This window comes from Pseudomonas sp. AGC41 (assembly GCF_057334555.1).
This window is the reverse complement of sequence record NZ_JBHFJB010000147.1, coordinates 60,697-77,122: the sequence shown is the minus strand read 5'-3', so window position 1 is coordinate 77,122 and position 16,426 is coordinate 60,697. Positions and strand designations below refer to the sequence as shown.

Below are 16,426 nucleotides of genomic sequence, written 5' to 3'. Positions count from 1 at the left end.
CCCCCCCCCCCCCCCCCCCCCCCCCCCCCCCCCACGACAGCTGCGGCACTCTCTCAAATGAAGCTTTCATGACAAAAGTTCGGTAGCACATCGCCATTCCCGTCATGCCTGTGTGACGTGTTCGAGGGGACCTTTCAGGTCGTTTGGAGCCGGGGCGCGAAGCCGGGAGTGAGGCGATGGGGACTATGGAACGTTATTCGAAAGTGGGCATGCAGGAGCTGGACCAGCGGCTGTCGAAGATCGTCGAGGCGGCGCGCAAGCAGCCGGTCTCGGTGTATCGCTACGGTGCGCCGTGGGTCTGGATCGTTTCCCAGGATGACTGGCAGGGCGCGCTCAAGGAAGTGTCCAGCTACATCCCCCAGGGTCATTCCCTGGTGCTGTTACGGCCACAGATCGACGACCTGCTGGCCGAACACCGCGACGTGCTGCAGGGCCTCAACGCCGATGCCGGCATGCTCATCGCGCCGCAGACGGCCATGCACATCCTGCTGCTGCAACTGCTCTATTCGGTGCCCAGCGAGCAGCAACTCTACGAACAACTCAATTACAACCTGCTGTTCCGCTGGTTCGTCGGCCTGGACCTGAACCAGAAGGTCTGGAGCTTCAACGTGCTGAGCAAGGACCTCGCCACGCTGCTGGGCGATGCGCGGGCGGTGCGGCTTATCCAGAAAATCATCGGTGAAGTGTTCTGTGGCGCCTTGCTGCAAATGCCCGAGTTCTCCTTGAACTTTGCGCTGCTGCATACCTGGCTGGCCCGGCACGCCACGACATCGATCGCAAGCAATTGAGCCGTACTTTGAATTCAGGGGGTGGTGTGGAGCATTTTTTCAAATCGCGGCCGGCGCTGTGGGGCTGGCTGCTGTTGGCGGTCGGGGGGCCGTCGGCATTCGCCGCGGAAGGAGCGCCGGAAGCCGAAGCGGCGCCGGCTCGCCTGGTGGACGTCAACGAGTACTTCGTGCGCGGCAACACTGTGCTGGATGCTCGCGCGATCGAGGAAGCGGTCTATCCGTTCCTTGGCCCGCAAAAGACTCTGAACGACATTGAAGGCGCCCGCGAAGCCCTGCAAAAGGTCTATCAGGCTCGCGGCTACCAGTCGGTGTTCGTCGAACTGCCGGAGCAGAAAGTCGAAGACGGCATCGTCTACCTGCAAGTCAGCGAGACCAAGATCGGCCGCGTGCGGGTGGTCGGTGCCAAGCACTATTCGCCGGTGGAAATCCGCGAAGATGTGCCGGCGCTCAAGGAAGGCGAGGTGCCGGACTTCGCCCAGGTCCAGACCGAGCTGGCGCAGTTGAACAAGACTCCGGGACGCCAGGTCATGCCGCTGGTGCGCGAAGGCCAGCGACCCGGCACCATGGACGTGGACTTGCAGGTCGAGGACCAGGACCCCTGGCAAGCCAGCCTCGGCCTGAACAACGACTACAGCGCCGACACCGAGAAGCTGCGCACGGTCGCCAGTCTCGGCTACAACAACCTCTGGCAACTGGGCCACAGTATTTCGCTGACCTTTTTCACCGCGCCCCAGGACACCGAAAACGCCAAGGTCTGGTCGGGTTCCTACACCGCGCCACTGAGCGAGCGCTGGAGCGTGCAGTTCTCCGGTTACCAGTCCGACAGCAACGTGGCGACCGTCGGCGGCAGCAATGTGCTGGGCAAAGGTCATTCCTACGGCGTGTCGGCGATCTACAGCCTGCCGTCCAGTGGCGCATGGGCCAACAGCTTTTCGGTAGGGGTGGATTTCAAGGACTTCGACGAAGAACTCAACCTGGGCGGCGCCAGCGACAAGGCACCGCTCAAGTACGCGCCGTTCACCTTCGCCTACAACGGTTTCCGTTATACCGAAACCAGCCAGTTGGGCCTCGGCCTGAGCCTGGTGGCAGGCACCCGCAGCTTGCTGGGTTATGGCAGCACCGACGAAGAATTCGACTACAAGCGCTACCGCGCCAGCCCAAGCTTTGCGCTGCTCAAGGGCGACGGCAATTACACCTTCACCTTCGGCAACGACTGGCAGACCGCCTCCAAAGCCGCCTTCCAACTGGCCTCCGGGCCGCTTGTCTCCAACGAACAGTTCTCCGCCGGCGGTGCCACGTCGGTACGCGGCTACCTGGCCGCCGAGCGCACCGCTGACGACGGCTACCTGTTGTCCCAGGAGCTGCGCACGCCGTCGCTGGCCAGGTTTCTCGGCAGCTATGTCCAGGAATGGCGTTTCTATGCCTTCGCCGAAGGTGCGCAGCTGTACCTGCGCGACGAACTGCCCGACCAGGATCCCGATTACAGCCTCGCCAGCGTCGGCCTCGGCACCCGCGCAAGCCTGAGCAAATGGCTGTCCGGGAGCCTCGATTGGGGCTTTCCGCTGCTCGACGGGCCGAACACCACGAAACAGGAATCGCGCCTGCACTTCAACCTGCAAGCGACGTTTTGAACCCAGGAGTCATGTCCATGCAACGCTTATTCATACCGCTGTTGATCTGCCTGGGGCTGCTGCTTCCGGCGACCGCCAACGCCTGGTGGCAGGATGACTGGCACTACCGCAAACAGATTTCGCTGGACACCACTCCCCAAGGTGCGGCCATCGCCCAGGCCCTGGGCCGCACGGCATTGCTGGTGCGCCTGCACACCGGCAACTTCACCTTCGACGGGGTCAAGGAAGATGGCTCGGACCTGCGCTTCGTCAGTGCCGACGACAAGACCGTGCTCAATCACCAGATCGAAAGCTTCGACCCGTTGATGGGCATGGCCCTGATCTGGGTCGATGTGCCGAACGTCGAGGGTGGCCAGCGCCAGGATCTGTGGATGTACTACGGCAACCAGAAAGCCCCGGCCACCGCCAGCGGCCAACTGACCTTCGATCCGGACTACACCGCGCTGTACCACTTCGATGGCGCCACCGGCATACCACCCCGGGACACCACGGCTTACGGCAACAACGCCCAGGGCGCGGCGGGCGTGAGCATTGACGGCGTGATCGGCCGGGCCCTGCAGTTCAACGGCCAGCCACTGTTGCTACCGGCCAGCCCGTCGCTGCAACACACCGCCGGCGCCGCGTTCACCTTCAGCACCTGGCTGCGCCAGGACCAGGCCAGCGGCGAGCAAATCGTCCTGGCCCGTCGCGAAGCTGCCGCCAGTCTGTTGGTTGGGGTCAACCAAGGGGTGCCGTTCGTAGCGATCAATGATCAGCGTGCGGTCTCGACCCAGCCGCTGAACCCCGGCCAATGGCAGCACTTGGCATTGACCGCCTCGGGTGATCGAGTCGTGCTGTACGTCAACGGCCGCGAAGCCGCGAGCCTGGCGCTGGCAATGCCGGCGTTCAATGCGCCGATCGCCTTGGGGGCGGACGTTGCCGCCGGCACCTTCGCGCCGTTCAGCGGGGCCATGGACGAGGCGCGCCTGTCCAAGGTTGCCCGGCCCGCGCCGCTGCTCCTGGCCGACGCCAACGCCCAGGGCGCCGAATCGAAGCTGGTGGCCTACGGTGTCGATGAGGAGCAGTCCGGCTTCGGTTTCGGCAGCCTCGGTTTCCTCCTCAATGCCGTGCCGCTGGACGCCTGGGTGATCATCGCCGTGCTGGTGCTGATGATGTTCCAGTCGTGGGTCATCATGATCCGCAAGAACCGCATGGTCAGCCGCCTCAGTGCCGCCAACGAAGCGTTCCGCGAGCAGTTCGCCCGGATCGGCACGCGCCTGGAAATGTTCGCCGACGACCAGGAACTTGCCCAGCGCCTGCAACACTCGTCCCTGTGGCGCCTGTACCTGGTGGCGGTCAAGGAGATCCGTACCCGCCGCGAGCAGGGCGCCGACACCTCGACCGTCTCGGCTGCCACTATCGAGGCGATCCGCTGCTCCATGGACGGCGTGCGCACCCGCGAAAACCAGGCGCTGAGTTCGAAACTCTCGACCCTGTCCAACGCCATCGCCGGCGGCCCGTACATCGGCCTGCTCGGCACCGTGCTGGGGATCATGGTGGTGTTCCTCGGCACGGCCATGGCCGGTGACGTCAACATCAACGCCATCGCCCCGGGCATGGCCGCCGCGTTGCTGGCCACCGCCATGGGCTTGTTCGTCGCGATCCCGGCGCTGTTTGGCTACAACCGCCTGATCACGCGCAACAAGGAAGTCAGCGCCGACATGCGGGTGTTCGTCGACGAGTTCATCACACGCCTGGCGGAGATGCACGGCGAAGGCCAGTCCGGCGAAGCGGCTCATCGCCGTGACCATCACGTTCAATCGTCCGTACCGGCCTGAGGGGCATCGCCATGGCTAGCGTAAATACGTCACACGATGACGATGATGATGCAGCGGTCGACAGCATCAACGTCACGCCGCTGGTGGATGTGCTCATGGTGGTGCTGGTGATGTTCATCCTCACCGCCACGGCGCAGGTCTCGGGCATTCAGATCAACCTGCCCAAGGCCAGCGCCTCGGTGTCGTTGTCGGAGGCCAAGACCAAGGCGATTTCGGTGAATGACGGCGGCCAGGTATTCCTCGATGCCTACCCGGTGACCCTGGCCGAGCTGGAGGAGCGCCTGCGCATCGAGAAGGCCCAGAGCCCGGATTTTCCGGTGATCGTGCGCGGCGACGCCACGGTGCAGTACCAGAAAGTCATCGAAGTGCTGGACCTGTTGCGGCGCCTGGAACTGTCCCAAGTCGGTCTGGTGACCGGCAAACCGAGCCAGGGCTGATCATGACCGCCAGACTTCCCGTCAACCCGCCCCCCGTGAAGCGCTCGCCGCTGCGCCTGCTCAAGTGGGCCGCCGGCCTGGCGCTGGCTGGCCTGGCGGCGTGGCTGCTGTGGCAATGGGCCAACGACATGAGCGGCGTGCGCCGTGAAGCGCCGAAGGTGCCGACGATCATCCCGCTGCCGCCACCACCGCCGCCGCCCCCGGAAAAGCCCAAGGAGCCGGAACCCAAGGTCGAGGAAAAAGTACCCGAGCCCGAACCGACCCCGGAACCCGAAGCGGTCAAGCCCGAGGAAGAAGCGCCGCCGTCGCCGGTGGATGACCTGGCCAACCCGATGCAGATGGACGGTGACGCCCAGGCCGGCAACGACGCCTTCAACATTGGCGCGGGCAAGGGCGGCGGCATGGCCGGGGCAGGGGGCGGACGCCTCGGCAACGGCACCTACAGCCAATTTCTGGCGTTCACCTTCCAGCGCTTGCTGCGGGAGAACCCGGACTTGCGCAGCCTGGCGTTTTCGCTGCAGGCCGACGTCTGGCTCAGCGCGGTGGGAGAGATCACCCGTGTCGAGCTGGTCAAGTCCAGCGGCAACCCGCAGGTGGATGAGCAAGTGATCGCCGCCCTGCGTGCCGCGCCGCATTTGAGTGAACGGCCTCCGGCCTCCCTGACCTTGCCCGTGCGCCTGTCCTTGCAGGGACGGCGTCCGGGCTAACCCGAATTCTTGAAAGTTTGCCAACAGGAGTTGTGTGCAGATGATTGCCAATGTGAATCGATTGTCGTGGGCGGTCGGCCTGGTTGTCTTGAGCCTGGCCGGGCACGCGTCGGCAGCCCCGGCGCCTTCGGAAAACGCCACGATCAATCTGATCCGCCTGCTGGTGCAGCAGGGCGTACTGAAGCAGGACCAGGCCGATGGCCTGATCGCCCAGGCCGAGCGCGAAGCCGTGCAGGCCCGTCAGGCTGCCACTGCCGTTGCCGCCGCACCCGCCGGTGCGCCCGGCGATGTGCGGGTGCAGTACGTGCCGAACATCGTGCGTGAGCAGATCCGCGACCAGGTCAAGGCCGAAGTCATGGCCACCGCCAAGAAAGAAAACTGGGCGCAGCCCAACACTTTCCCGGATTGGGTCTCGCGCATCAGTTTTGATGGCGATATCCGCCTGCGAGACGAATCGCGCTACTACTCGGGCACCAACAGCAACCAGATCGTCGACTTCGCTCGCCTCAACGACCGCGGCCCCTACGACGTCAACCCCAACAGCAGCTCGAACCTGCCGCCCTTGCTCAATACCCGCGAGGACCGCGAGAACCTCTTCCGCCTACGGGCGCGCCTGGGCATGAAGGCGGTGATCGCGCCTGAGTGGACCGCGGGGATCCGCATCGGCACCGGCTCGGACAACAACCCGGTGTCCACCACCCAGACCCTCGGTGGCGGCTTCGGCAAGAAAGACATCTGGCTCGACCAGGGTTACCTGACCTGGAAGCCCTCGGATGAGTTGACCCTGACCGGCGGGCGTATCGCCAACCCGTTTTATTCCACCGACCTGCTGTACTCCGGCGACCTGAACTTCGATGGCGTAGCGGCGATTTTCAACCGCAAGCTCAGCCAGGACTTCGGCCTGTTCGGCACCGTCGGCGCGTTCCCGGTGGAGTACACCAACGACACCAGCACCAGCAACGGCACCGACAAGGAAGAGAGCGACAACAAGTGGCTGTACGGCGCGCAACTGGGCGCCAACTGGGCAATCAACGACAACAACCGCGTCAAGGGTGCGCTGGCCTATTACCGCTTCGACGACATCGAAGGCCAGCGCTCGTCGCCGTGCGAGCCGTGGGCCGGTGACCCGGGCTGCGACACTGACGGCTCGCGCGTGGCGTTCATGCAGAAGGGCAACACGGTGTTCCTGCTGCGTGACATCACGCCTAACCCGCTCAATCCGTCTGCCACGCCACAACCGCAATACGTCGGCCTGGCCTCGGAGTTCAACCTGCTGGACCTGAACCTGGCGTGGGACACCGATCTGCCGGAAGACCTGAAGCTGCGCAGCCAGGCGCATTACGTGCACAACCTCGGTTATGACGAAGGTGAAATGCGCAAACGTTCGGAAGGGCAGTTCGCCAACAACCTCGATGAGAACGGCGAGGTGGAGAGCGGCGCCAACGCCTGGATGCTCCAGTTCACCCTCGGCAACTCCCTGGAGCTCAAGCGCCAGGGCGACTGGAACATGTTCGCTGGCTACAAGTACATCCAGCCGGACGCCTTGCCGGACGGCTTCAACGATTCCTCGTTCCACTTGGGCGGCACCAACGCCAAGGGCTATTTCCTGGGCGGCAACTACGGCCTGGCGAGCAACGTCTTCGCCACCGGGCGCTGGCTGAGTTCCGAAGCGGTGTACGGCGCGCCGTACGACATCGATGTCTTGCAGCTTGAAATCAACACGCGCTTCTAAGCGCCGGGAGGCCCCATGAAAAGGCGAGCCATCAACTCTTGTCCAGCCGCGTTGCTGCTGGGCCTGCTGCTCAGTCCGTTATTGATCGGCAGCGCCCACGGTGAAGGCCTGGAAGAACGCCTGCGCACGCAACTGCGCAGCACCACCGCCCAGTTGCAGACGTTGCAGAGCGAACAGGCCCAGGCCAGCGTCGCCCGCCAGGCGGCGGAAAACCGCGCCAAGGAAGCCGAGGCGCAGGTCAAGCGCCTGACCGCCGAGCTGGCTAAGGCGCAAGGCCTGGCCGAACAACTGGCCGGGCGCCAGGAAAGCCTGCAAACCCAGGCCCAGGCCCAGGTCGCGGCCAGCCATGAGCAGATCGGCAAGTTCAAGAAGGCCTACGACGAGCTGCTGGTCATGGCCCGGGGCAAGGAAACCGAACGGGCCCGTCTCGAAGCCCGGTTGAGTGAACGTGACACACAAGTGCAGCAATGTTCGGTCAAGAATCAGCAGATGTACGACGTCGCCAAGGAACTGCTGCACGCCTACGAAACCATCGACGTGACCGACGTCATGAAGATCCGCCAGCCGTTCGCCGGTAAGGCCCGGGTACGTTTCGAAGAGTTGGCCCAGGGTTTTGGCGATGATCTCTACAAGAACCGTTTCGATGCGCCCCAGGCCTCGATCACCCATTGATAGCGCAAGGAAGAACCAACATGACTTCATTGATTGAACACGTCACGCCCGCGTCCCTTACCGAGGTGTTGCAAGCCGCCGGATATCGGGTCAACGAAACCGAGCAGAACGGTGTCGTGCAACTGCTCAGCGCCAGCCAAGGCATCGGTTATGCCGTGCGCTTCGGCAATCCGACGCCGACGCCGGGCCAATACCTGGACTTCACCTTCAGCTGCGCCTTGCGCGTACAGGGTGAATTGCCGGCCGGGCTGGCGGAACTGTGGAATGCCTCGCGACGTTTTGCCCGGTTGTCGGTGCAGGGCGAATTCCTGGTGCTGGAAATGGACGTGGTGGTGGCGGCCGGCGTCAGCGCCGAGCACCTGCGCAGCAACCTGGAACTGTGGGACCGGTTGCTTCAGGAATTCATCGTCTACCTGCGCGAGTTCAGCCAGAACGCCGCCCGCCTGCACACCGGCGCCGAGCCCGCTGAAGCCGCGCAGGAGGAGGCCGCCGCACTGTGAAAAAGCCAACGTTTGTCATCAGCGCCGCGGCGCTGGGCCTGGTCGCCGTGGCTGTTGCCCTCGGCTTGCGTCCCGGCAACGAACCGGTGGCGGCGGTGCAATCGGTCAGCGTGGCGGCAAACGAGTCGCCAAGCCTGGCGCGGTTGGGCAGCCAGCAGGTCAGCCCGGAAGAACTCAAGGCGTTGCTAGCGGCGCTTGCCCCCGAGGTTCGCCAGCAGATGCGCGGCAACCGCGCCGCACTGGAGGGCTGGATCCGCGCGCGGCTGGCGGAAAAAGCCGTGCTCGAGCAGGCCGATGCCCAAGGCTGGCGTCAGCGCCCGGAGGTGGAGCGCCAGATGCGCGCTGCGACCGAGCAGATTGTCTTTCGGGATTATCTGCAATCGGTCAGCCAGGTGCCGGCCGGGTATCCCAGCGAGGATGAGCTGAAACAGGCCTACGAGGCAGGAAAGGCCAACTGGACCGCGCCGGCGCTGTACCGGGTCAGCCAGATTTTCCTCGCGGCGACCGAGCCACAGACCGTCGAGGCGGTGCGCCGTCAAGCCGTGGAGCTGAGCAAAAAGGCCCAGGCCGCGCCGGCTGAATTCGCCGCGCTGGCCAGCCGTTATTCCCAGGACCGCGCCAGTGCCGAGCGCGGTGGTGACAGCGGCTTCCAGCCGTTGCAGCAACTGGTGCCGACGGTGCGCGAGGCGGTGGCGCGGTTGAAGGTGGGGGCGATATCGGACCCGGTGCAGAGCGCGGCGGGCTTCCATGTGATCAAGCTCACCGAGCAGCAACCGGCGCGGGAAGCGACCCTGGACGAAGTCCGCGAGCGTCTGACCCAGGCCTTGCGCGCCCAGCGCCAGGAACAGATCGCCAAGGCCTACCTGGACGGCATGCTCGACACCGCGACGTTGAGCATTGATGGCGCGCAGCTGAGCAAGCTGCTGGAGGAGGTTCGGTAGCGTTTTATCGGGACTGCTGCGCAGTCCAGCGGGAGCAAGCTCCCTCGCCACGCTTAATCGTTTTTCCTAATGACAGGGAGTCACTCATGTCTTTCATAGAGCCCGCAGGACGCCAGGCTGTCACCGCATACCGCGCGCCCTTGCGCGCGCCTGAAAACTGGTTGGCGCTGGCTCCCGGCATCGAGCCGCAGGTGGCGCAGTGTTTTCTGGTCAGCGCCCGTTGTGGCTGTTTCATGCAGGCGGCCCGCAGCCTGAACGTCAAGGCCACCTGGCTGCGCAAGCAGTTGGCCCAACTGGAAGCTCGCCTGCAGCGGTCACTGTTCAGCTTCCAGGGCAGCGCCCTGGCGCTTACCCGCGAAGGACGGCAGTTGCAGGCGCGCTTGCTCGCCCTGGGCGAGGACGATCCGCCAGCGCTGGCCGCTCAACCGCTGATTCGCCTTGCAGTGGCCGAGTCGATCCTGCACGACATTCTGGGTCGTGACCTGATCGCACTGCTGCGCCGCAACGCCAGCGTGCGTTTGCAAATCATCACGCTGGACAGCGACCTGGCGCTGCAGGCGGTCAGTGCCGACCTGGTGCTGTGGCTGAGTGACGGGCAGGAATCAACGCCGGGGCTGAGTGTTGCGACACAGCCGCCGGAGCAGCTGGCGCGGCTGAACTATCTGCCCCACATCGCCAAGCGTTATTCCCGCCCGGCCAGCCGTCCGCGCCGGTTGGAGGAGCTGAACGACTACATGTTGGTGCAATGGCAGGCCGACAGCCAGGTGGGCAGTTTCACCCCGTGGAATACCCTCGTCGAGCAACGCCGCGCCGGCGTGGTGCAGGTGCAATCCTATGAGCTGATGCTGGAAATGATCCGCTGCTGCGCCTGCATTGGCCTGTTGCCGCAGTACATGAGCCATTTCGACCGTGGCCTGGTCGCCTTGCCGGGGTTGTTTGACCAGCCGATGCAGCGCCACCTGTGGATGGCGGTGAGCACCGAGGCCCGGCCCGTGCCGCAAGTGGAGATGCTCATCGAACTGATCCGTCACGCGCTGGATGAGCGCAGGGAATGGTTCCAGGCTTGAAGGACATGGATTCGCGCCACAGTAGCTTCAAGCCGTGATCGGCAATTCGATGAGATTGGGACGGCCCGAGCGAATACCATCCTCGACCGCTCCGGCAATGTCGCTGGCTCGCTCGGCCCTGCGCGAGGCAACGCCCAGGGCAGAGGCGAGGGCCAGGAAGTCGATGGCCGGGTCGCGGATGTCCATGCCGATGAACTGGTTGGTGCCGGCACTGCGGTAGTGCGCCTGGTTACGCGCGTAGTTTTTCAGGATGTTGTATTCGCCATTGTTCATGACCACAAAAGTCACCGGCAAACGCTCGTGTGCCGCCGTCCACAGCGCTTGTGGTGAATACATTGCCGAGCCATCGCCGACCAGGCAGACCACCGGGCTGCGGTCCAGGCCAAGGGAGGTACCGACAGCCGCCGGCATGCCCCAGCCGAGGATGGCGCTACGGGTAAACAGGTACTGGCGGGCCGAATGTGAATCCAGGCAAGCACGCACGTGAGGGATGGTGACCGGCGCTTCGTCGACGATCCAGACGTCAGGGCCGATGGCCCGGACAGCTTCATGGGCCGCCACGAAAGGCGTGGTCACCGGCATATCGAATTCACGGCGCGCGCGCTCGGCCACTTCGGTTCGACGGCTATTGCGCTCGTGCGCAGCGACATTTCGCAGCGTCGCGATAGCCTGGCTGTGTGGGGCCAATTGTTTATCCAGTAATGGCTGCAACAACTGCAAGGACAGCTTTATGTCGCCTATCAATCCCAGTGCCGTTTCGTGGACTCTGCCCAGTTGGTGGCCATCACCGGTCAATTGAATAAGGCGGCAATGAGGGGGAACCGCCGGGCCGTCGGAGTATTGGTAACTGATCAGCGAGTGGCCGCCGAGAAGCAGCACAGCGTCGAATTCAGCGAATGTTTTCCTGATGTCGGCAGCCTTGGGCGCCAGGACGCCTCGCCATTGAGGATGAGCGGTGGGGAAGGGGATATGCCCCGGCCAGGATGGCCCGAACACCGGCGCGCCGAGTGCTTCGGCGAGCCTCACCGCTTCCGCTTGTGCATTCGATTGGAACAGCTCTTCGCCAACGATAATCGCCAGCCGGCCCGGGGTAATTGTCGATAAAGCGGCAGCCAATGGCTCGATTGCTGCGGTCACCGCACCCCGTTCGATTCGCGACGGCTGGCCAGCACCGGTATCCGTGTGCTGCTCCATCACGTTGATCGGCAGCGAAAGGAAAACCGGGCCGGTCGGCCCCGTACGGCAGTCCTGAAGAGCCCGGCGCAACAGCATCGGGATATGTTCGGGATGTTGGATTTCCTCCGCCCACTTGACGCTCGGCCGGGCCAGGCTGACCAGATCACCGTGAAGCAGCGGATCGGTCACCCCATGGCGAGTGTCTTGCTGGCCCGCGGTGATCACCAACGGCGTGTTCGCCATCTTCGCGTTCAGGATGGCGCCCATCGCATTGCCCAGCCCACCGGCCGTGTGGAGGTTGATGAAAGCCGGGCGCCCGGACGCTTGCGCATAACCGTCGGCCATCGCCACGACCGAGGCTTCCTGGAGGCCGAGCACGTAGTGAATGTCGTGGACGCCCGAGAGCGCATCGAGCAATGGCAGCTCCGTTGTTCCGGGATTGCCGAAGACATGGCGAACGCCTTCACTGCGCAGCACTTCCACGTACAGGTCCGCGCCGCGTTGCCCACGGATGCTGGACGGGACACAGGGGTTTGAGGGCATGGCGCGAAACCTCATTCATCGGGAAGAAAGAATTTACCCTGCTTTTGTGGCTATCGGAATGCCGGCTAAACCTGGCGATACGACTTGCTTGCCCTATTGCGTAATGCGATAAACCGTTTTCGGTTCTGTTTCGTTACATATTTTCTTCATCAGGCCGACATCGTTTGATAGCCAAGAGCGCAATCGTCAATGCCTGATCGTAAAGCCAGCCTTCTTTTTGCCGCCGCCACCGCAACTGCCGTCATGGCCGTCACCGCGGCGGTGGGGCCGATCACTTTGTTCTGGACCAATGAGACGCGTCTGGAGCGCAACGTGGTCGAGTCGCAGATCGACCGAATCCGCAATGTCCAGGGGTTGCTCGTCGACGCCGAGACCGGCGAGCGTGGCTACGCCTTGACGGAAAAGGACGACTTTCTACAGCCGTACTATGTCGCCGTGTCTCACTTGCCTCCTGCCATCAAAAGCCTGCGAAGTGCCTATCAAGGAGATCCGGCCGAAGAAATTGCGCGTGTCGAAGCATTTATCCGGCACGCCGAGCTGAAAATGGTCCACCTGGACAGGGTCGTGAAGCTGGTCAGCCCTAGCGGAAATGATGCGGCAGAGGCCGAGATCGCCGCGGGTGGCGGCAAGGAACTGATGGACACCGTGCGCGCCTTGAGTGCGGAGCTCATTGCTGACGAAACCGAGGAGCTTGTGGCGCTCGAACGCCAGCTTTTGAGCAACATTCGTTGGGCGGTCGCGATTTCCATCCTCAGTTTCATCGTTACCCTGGGGTTAGGACGTTTCATCTACCTGTCCATGCGCAGCAGTGTCCGCCGTCAATCGGAGTCTGCCGTGGCGGCCAACCTGGCCAGCGATCAACTGAGCCTGAGCCTGGCGCGTTTGAAACGTCGAAACGGCGAGATTGGGCTTCTCGCGGAAATGGCCAGGTTGATGCAGACGGAGTTGTCCCAGAAGGAAACGCTTCAGTTGGCCAGTACTTACTGCCAAAAGTTGATACCTGCAAGCGAGGGGGAGTTCTTCCTATATCGCAACTCGGCTGATGTCCTGCAACACGCCGCAGCGTGGGGACAGGCCGAGGAAAAGGGCACCGATGTGATACTCAACCCCAAGGATTGCTGGGCGATCAGGCGTGGACGCTGGCATTTGTCGGTGCACAACCACGATCTTCGCTGCCCTCATTACCCCGCAGCGTCGGGCATTGACCCAGTGACTGACTGTTGTCTGCCGTTGATGGCTTACGGTGAAATCCTCGGCCTGTTGCATATCCGTCAAGTCGGCTTGCGCGACCTGTCCGAGGAGGGCCTGCAGATCGCTGAAGCCGTGGCGGAACAAACGGCGCTGGCGTTGGCGAATGGTCGCATGCGCCAGGTGTTGGAAACCCAGTCCATAAAGGACCCGCTGACGGGGCTGTACAACCGCCGCTTCATGGACGAGACGCTCAACCGCGAGCTGGCGCGCGCCGAGCGCAATGAGTCGAGCCTGAGTGTCGTGATGATCGACCTCGATAATTTCAAGCAGTTGAATGACTCTTACGGCCACTCGGCAGGCGACGCCGTGCTGCGTGCGGCTTCCGCCTTGATCGTGCAATCGCTGAGATCCTCCGACATTGCCTGCCGATTTGGCGGGGAAGAGCTGATCATCATCCTTCCGGATTGTCCGCCCGAAGGTGCTGTGGCGCGGGCCGAAGCCATACGGGTCGCTCTGGAAGAGATGAGTCTGGTTGATCACGGCCAGACGCTCACTGCGACTGCTTCTTTCGGCGTGTCCTCCACACAAACCTGCGGGGCCAATCAAAACGCACTGTTGAAAGCCGCTGACTCGGCACTTTACGCGGCCAAGCGTTCTGGAAAGAACCGGGTTGAATCCTGGCCCTTGTCAAAAAGGTGAGCCGCAAAGCTTGCGCCAGCGTCGCTGCCTACAGGTCGTAGGTGGCGCGGATAGCTTCCACGGCCCGCTCACCGATCACGACGCAGGGCGCCATCGTGTTGCCGCTCGTGACATGGGGCAGGATGGACGCATCGGCAATGCGCAGGCCCCGGACTCCGTAGACGCGTAATTGACTGTCCACCACGGACATCGTGTCCCGGCCCATTTTTGCCGTACCGCACTGGTGCCAGTAGGTCACCGCAGCGTTGCGAGCATAGTCTTCCAACGCTTGGATGTTTCCAGGCAGGCTTTCGCCCTTTACCAAGCCCTTGAACGGCGTCTGGGCGCCCAGCTCCTGGACGAAACGAAGGTTTTCCAAGGCGTTGCGCCGATCGGTCGGGTGCGACAGGGTGTTGGGTTGAATGATCGGCGCATCGCTCACATCCGCGCCGCTGAGCGTGATCCGCCCGCGACTTTGCGGGTGCGCGAGGCCAGCGAACATCGTCCAGCCATGGGCGGGAATGCCGAGTGAGGCGGTCTCTGCGCTGGGCACTGGAAATTCAACCTGGCAGTGGAACATGTCCGGAAGATGCAAGGCGCTTTCGCTGCTCCAGTAAAGCGTCGCCTCCGAGCCGCCGTAACCCACCGGTTGTGGCCTCGTGTATTCGAAGATAACCGCAAAGGACACGTGGTCCTGATGGTTGGCGCCAACGCCGGGCAGGTGCTGAACTAGCGCAATGCCATGGCGCTGCAATTCATCCTCCGGCCCCACGCCGGATTGCATCAGGACCTTGGGCGTGTTGACCGCGCCCAGCGAAAGAATCACTTCGTGATCGGCGTAGAAGCACTCGGCCTGGCCATTGCTGATGGTCTGCACGCCGATGGCACGTTGGTCGCTGAAGAGCACCCGGCTTACAAGCGTATCGGTCAGGACCGTGAGGTTGGGCTGGCCGCAGCGTGGGGCGACGTAGGCGCGGTAGATCGAATGACGCCGGCCATCCTTGACGATGAGATCGTTCAAGGCCGCACCTCCGCGGCCCTCCATCATGGCGCCGTTGGGGTTTTCGAAGGTGGGGATACCCATTGCGGCAGCGGCACTGAGCATGGCGGTCGCAATCGATTGGGCGCCCCGGACAGGCGCAACATGAACCGGGCCGCCGCTGCCACGACGCAGCGGATCGGCGATGCCCCGATAGTCTTCCACGCGTTGATAGATCTTCAGGACCGAGGCGTAGCCCCAAGCAGGATCGCCGCTGTCGGCGGCGAAGTCTTCCCAGTCGTTCTGGTGACCTCGGGCCCACAGCATGACATTGACGCTGGACCCGCCGCCCAACCCGCGGCCCATGTTCAGCGGCATCTTCCTGTCGTTGAGGTGAGGGTTGGCTGCACCGACGAAGTTCCAATCGCGCTCGCTGCCCAGGTTCAACGGCCAATGCTGCGGCTCCAGTACATGTGGATGCTCATCGCCGCCGCCGGCCTCGATGAGCAATACCTGGACCTCGGGATTCTCGGCCAGCCGTCCTGCAACGACGGAACCGGCAGTCCCCGCCCCGCAGACAATAAAGTCGTAATGGTGCTTCTTCAGGGCGGGATTCACGGGCATGAGCGGGCTTCCTTTGCAGGGTTCCTGTTGTCGAGTTCAGCGCAGCAGCGGCCTGGGTTACTGGCTCGTCTGTACGGCCTGGATGATGACTTTTGCGACGTCTGCCGGGCGTGATTGCTGTGGCACGTGGCTGGCTTCGATTTCGCTGACCTTGGCACCGATCTTCTTGGCGAAAGCCCTTTGCAGATCCGGCTGGATCATCCGGTCTTCCTTGGCCACGACGTACCAGGTCGGCTTGCCCTTCCAGGCGGCGGCACTGGTCTTGTCATCGAAGGCCGAAGCGCGAATCGGCCCTTGCGTCGCAGCCATTACCGCGGTTTGTGCTGGGGGAAGATCCTGGGCAAAACCACGAGCCATGCCCTCGCTGGTCATATAGAGGAAGCCATTCTTGTCGGCGACGATGTCTTTCACCCCGGACGGAGCCGGGTACTCCTTGCCCAGATCCTTGACGGCTTGACCGGCATCCGGAGCAAACGCGGCGACGTACACCAGGCTGCGGACTTTCTTGTCGGTGCCAGCCTCGCTGATGACGGTGCCACCCCAGGAGTGGCCGACCAACACGACGTCGCTCTCCTGGTTGTTCAGTACACGCTGCGTTGCGGCGACATCGTCAGCCAGGGAAGTCAGCGGGTTTTGTACGACGGTGACCTTGATGCCTTCCGCCTGCAGCAGCGGGACGACCTTGCCCCAGTCGGAGCCGTCGGCGAAAGCGCCATGGACGATCACGACTGAAGGCTGTTGCGACGCGGCATGGACGGCGCCGCCGAACAATGAACCGGTGATGGCGAGTGTGAGGGCAAGGGCCTTGGGTTTGAACATGATGCGATCTCCTGTTTGGGGTGAGCGCAGTTTCGGCGATACTCGGCGGCCCGGGTATCGGTCGTTTATCCGAGCCCATCGACATTCAATCGGATACACGGAGCAAACGAGATGACGACAGCTG

Annotated in this window: 14 protein-coding genes; 11 read left to right on the top strand and 3 right to left on the bottom strand. The window is 63.3% G+C overall.

The annotated features are described in order from the left end of the window. The first annotated feature begins 185 nt into the window (after positions 1-185). The 10 genes from ACE04F_RS24325 to ACE04F_RS24280 all read left to right on the top strand — a co-directional run bounded on the left by ACE04F_RS24325 (position 186) and on the right by ACE04F_RS24280 (position 10,292). Positions 186-788 carry a transposase gene (locus ACE04F_RS24325; RefSeq protein WP_486110254.1) on the top strand — a complete coding sequence of 201 codons (603 nt, stop codon included), beginning with the start codon at positions 186-188 and terminating at the stop codon, positions 786-788. A gap of 26 nt (positions 789-814) precedes the next feature. Continuing rightward, complete coding sequence (locus ACE04F_RS24320; protein ID WP_486110253.1) at positions 815-2,419, top strand: ShlB/FhaC/HecB family hemolysin secretion/activation protein; 1,605 nt, start codon at positions 815-817, stop codon at positions 2,417-2,419. A gap of 17 nt (positions 2,420-2,436) precedes the next feature. After that, the gene (locus ACE04F_RS24315; protein WP_486110252.1) at positions 2,437-4,236 is read left to right on the top strand and encodes a DUF2341 domain-containing protein; all 1,800 of its coding nucleotides are present in this window, start codon (positions 2,437-2,439) and stop codon (positions 4,234-4,236) included. Positions 4,237-4,247: 11 nt separating this feature from the next. Further along, entirely contained in the window at positions 4,248-4,673 is a 426-nt protein-coding gene (locus tag ACE04F_RS24310; RefSeq protein ID WP_434568441.1) for an ExbD/TolR family protein, read from the top strand. A 2-nt stretch (positions 4,674-4,675) separates the two neighbouring features. Continuing rightward, complete coding sequence (locus ACE04F_RS24305; RefSeq protein WP_434568440.1) at positions 4,676-5,380, top strand: TonB family protein; 705 nt, start codon at positions 4,676-4,678, stop codon at positions 5,378-5,380. A gap of 40 nt (positions 5,381-5,420) precedes the next feature. After that, positions 5,421-7,112: a putative porin gene (locus tag ACE04F_RS24300; protein ID WP_486110251.1), complete on the top strand. Its 1,692-nt coding sequence runs from the start codon at positions 5,421-5,423 to the stop codon at positions 7,110-7,112. Positions 7,113-7,127: 15 nt separating this feature from the next. Next, positions 7,128-7,784, top strand: a complete 657-nt coding sequence (locus ACE04F_RS24295) for a DNA repair protein (RefSeq protein WP_486110250.1) — start codon at positions 7,128-7,130, stop codon at positions 7,782-7,784. Positions 7,785-7,804: 20 nt separating this feature from the next. Further along, complete coding sequence (locus tag ACE04F_RS24290; protein WP_486110249.1) at positions 7,805-8,284, top strand: YbjN domain-containing protein; 480 nt, start codon at positions 7,805-7,807, stop codon at positions 8,282-8,284. Beyond that, complete coding sequence (locus tag ACE04F_RS24285; protein WP_486110248.1) at positions 8,281-9,225, top strand: peptidylprolyl isomerase; 945 nt, start codon at positions 8,281-8,283, stop codon at positions 9,223-9,225. Before ACE04F_RS24290 ends, ACE04F_RS24285 begins: the two co-directional genes overlap by 4 nt. A gap of 86 nt (positions 9,226-9,311) precedes the next feature. After that, positions 9,312-10,292, top strand: coding sequence for a LysR substrate-binding domain-containing protein (locus tag ACE04F_RS24280; protein ID WP_486110247.1), 981 nt, complete (start codon positions 9,312-9,314; stop codon positions 10,290-10,292). A 27-nt stretch (positions 10,293-10,319) separates the two neighbouring features. Here ACE04F_RS24280 and ACE04F_RS24275 read toward each other — a convergent pair whose 3' ends face one another. After that, positions 10,320-12,011 carry a thiamine pyrophosphate-binding protein gene (locus ACE04F_RS24275; protein ID WP_486110246.1) on the bottom strand — a complete coding sequence of 564 codons (1,692 nt, stop codon included), beginning with the start codon at positions 12,009-12,011 and terminating at the stop codon, positions 10,320-10,322. A gap of 189 nt (positions 12,012-12,200) precedes the next feature. Between ACE04F_RS24275 and ACE04F_RS24270 the strand changes: the two genes are divergently transcribed. Then, positions 12,201-13,901 carry a diguanylate cyclase gene (locus ACE04F_RS24270; RefSeq protein ID WP_486110245.1) on the top strand — a complete coding sequence of 567 codons (1,701 nt, stop codon included), beginning with the start codon at positions 12,201-12,203 and terminating at the stop codon, positions 13,899-13,901. A gap of 28 nt (positions 13,902-13,929) precedes the next feature. Here ACE04F_RS24270 and ACE04F_RS24265 read toward each other — a convergent pair whose 3' ends face one another. Next, a complete protein-coding gene (locus ACE04F_RS24265) occupies positions 13,930-15,483 on the bottom strand; it encodes a GMC family oxidoreductase (protein ID WP_486110244.1) in 1,554 nt (517 codons plus the stop codon). Positions 15,484-15,540: 57 nt separating this feature from the next. Further along, positions 15,541-16,302: an alpha/beta hydrolase gene (locus ACE04F_RS24260; protein ID WP_486110243.1), complete on the bottom strand. Its 762-nt coding sequence runs from the start codon at positions 16,300-16,302 to the stop codon at positions 15,541-15,543. Positions 16,303-16,426 lie beyond the last annotated feature (124 nt).

Excerpts from the sequence above, each read along its gene's own strand:
- ACE04F_RS24315 (WP_486110252.1), top strand. The coding sequence starts at position 2,437 with ATGCAACGCTTATTCATACCGCTGTTGATCTGCCTGGGGCTGCTGCTT.
- ACE04F_RS24270 (WP_486110245.1), top strand. The coding sequence starts at position 12,201 with ATGCCTGATCGTAAAGCCAGCCTTCTTTTTGCCGCCGCCACCGCAACT.
- ACE04F_RS24295 (WP_486110250.1), top strand. The coding sequence starts at position 7,128 with ATGAAAAGGCGAGCCATCAACTCTTGTCCAGCCGCGTTGCTGCTGGGC.
- ACE04F_RS24290 (WP_486110249.1), top strand. The coding sequence starts at position 7,805 with ATGACTTCATTGATTGAACACGTCACGCCCGCGTCCCTTACCGAGGTG.
- ACE04F_RS24280 (WP_486110247.1), top strand. The coding sequence starts at position 9,312 with ATGTCTTTCATAGAGCCCGCAGGACGCCAGGCTGTCACCGCATACCGC.
- ACE04F_RS24265 (WP_486110244.1), bottom strand. The coding sequence starts at position 15,483 with ATGCCCGTGAATCCCGCCCTGAAGAAGCACCATTACGACTTTATTGTC.
- ACE04F_RS24300 (WP_486110251.1), top strand. The coding sequence starts at position 5,421 with ATGATTGCCAATGTGAATCGATTGTCGTGGGCGGTCGGCCTGGTTGTC.
- ACE04F_RS24275 (WP_486110246.1), bottom strand. The coding sequence starts at position 12,011 with ATGCCCTCAAACCCCTGTGTCCCGTCCAGCATCCGTGGGCAACGCGGC.
- ACE04F_RS24260 (WP_486110243.1), bottom strand. The coding sequence starts at position 16,302 with ATGTTCAAACCCAAGGCCCTTGCCCTCACACTCGCCATCACCGGTTCA.
- ACE04F_RS24325 (WP_486110254.1), top strand. The coding sequence starts at position 186 with ATGGAACGTTATTCGAAAGTGGGCATGCAGGAGCTGGACCAGCGGCTG.
- ACE04F_RS24305 (WP_434568440.1), top strand. The coding sequence starts at position 4,676 with ATGACCGCCAGACTTCCCGTCAACCCGCCCCCCGTGAAGCGCTCGCCG.
- ACE04F_RS24310 (WP_434568441.1), top strand. The coding sequence starts at position 4,248 with ATGGCTAGCGTAAATACGTCACACGATGACGATGATGATGCAGCGGTC.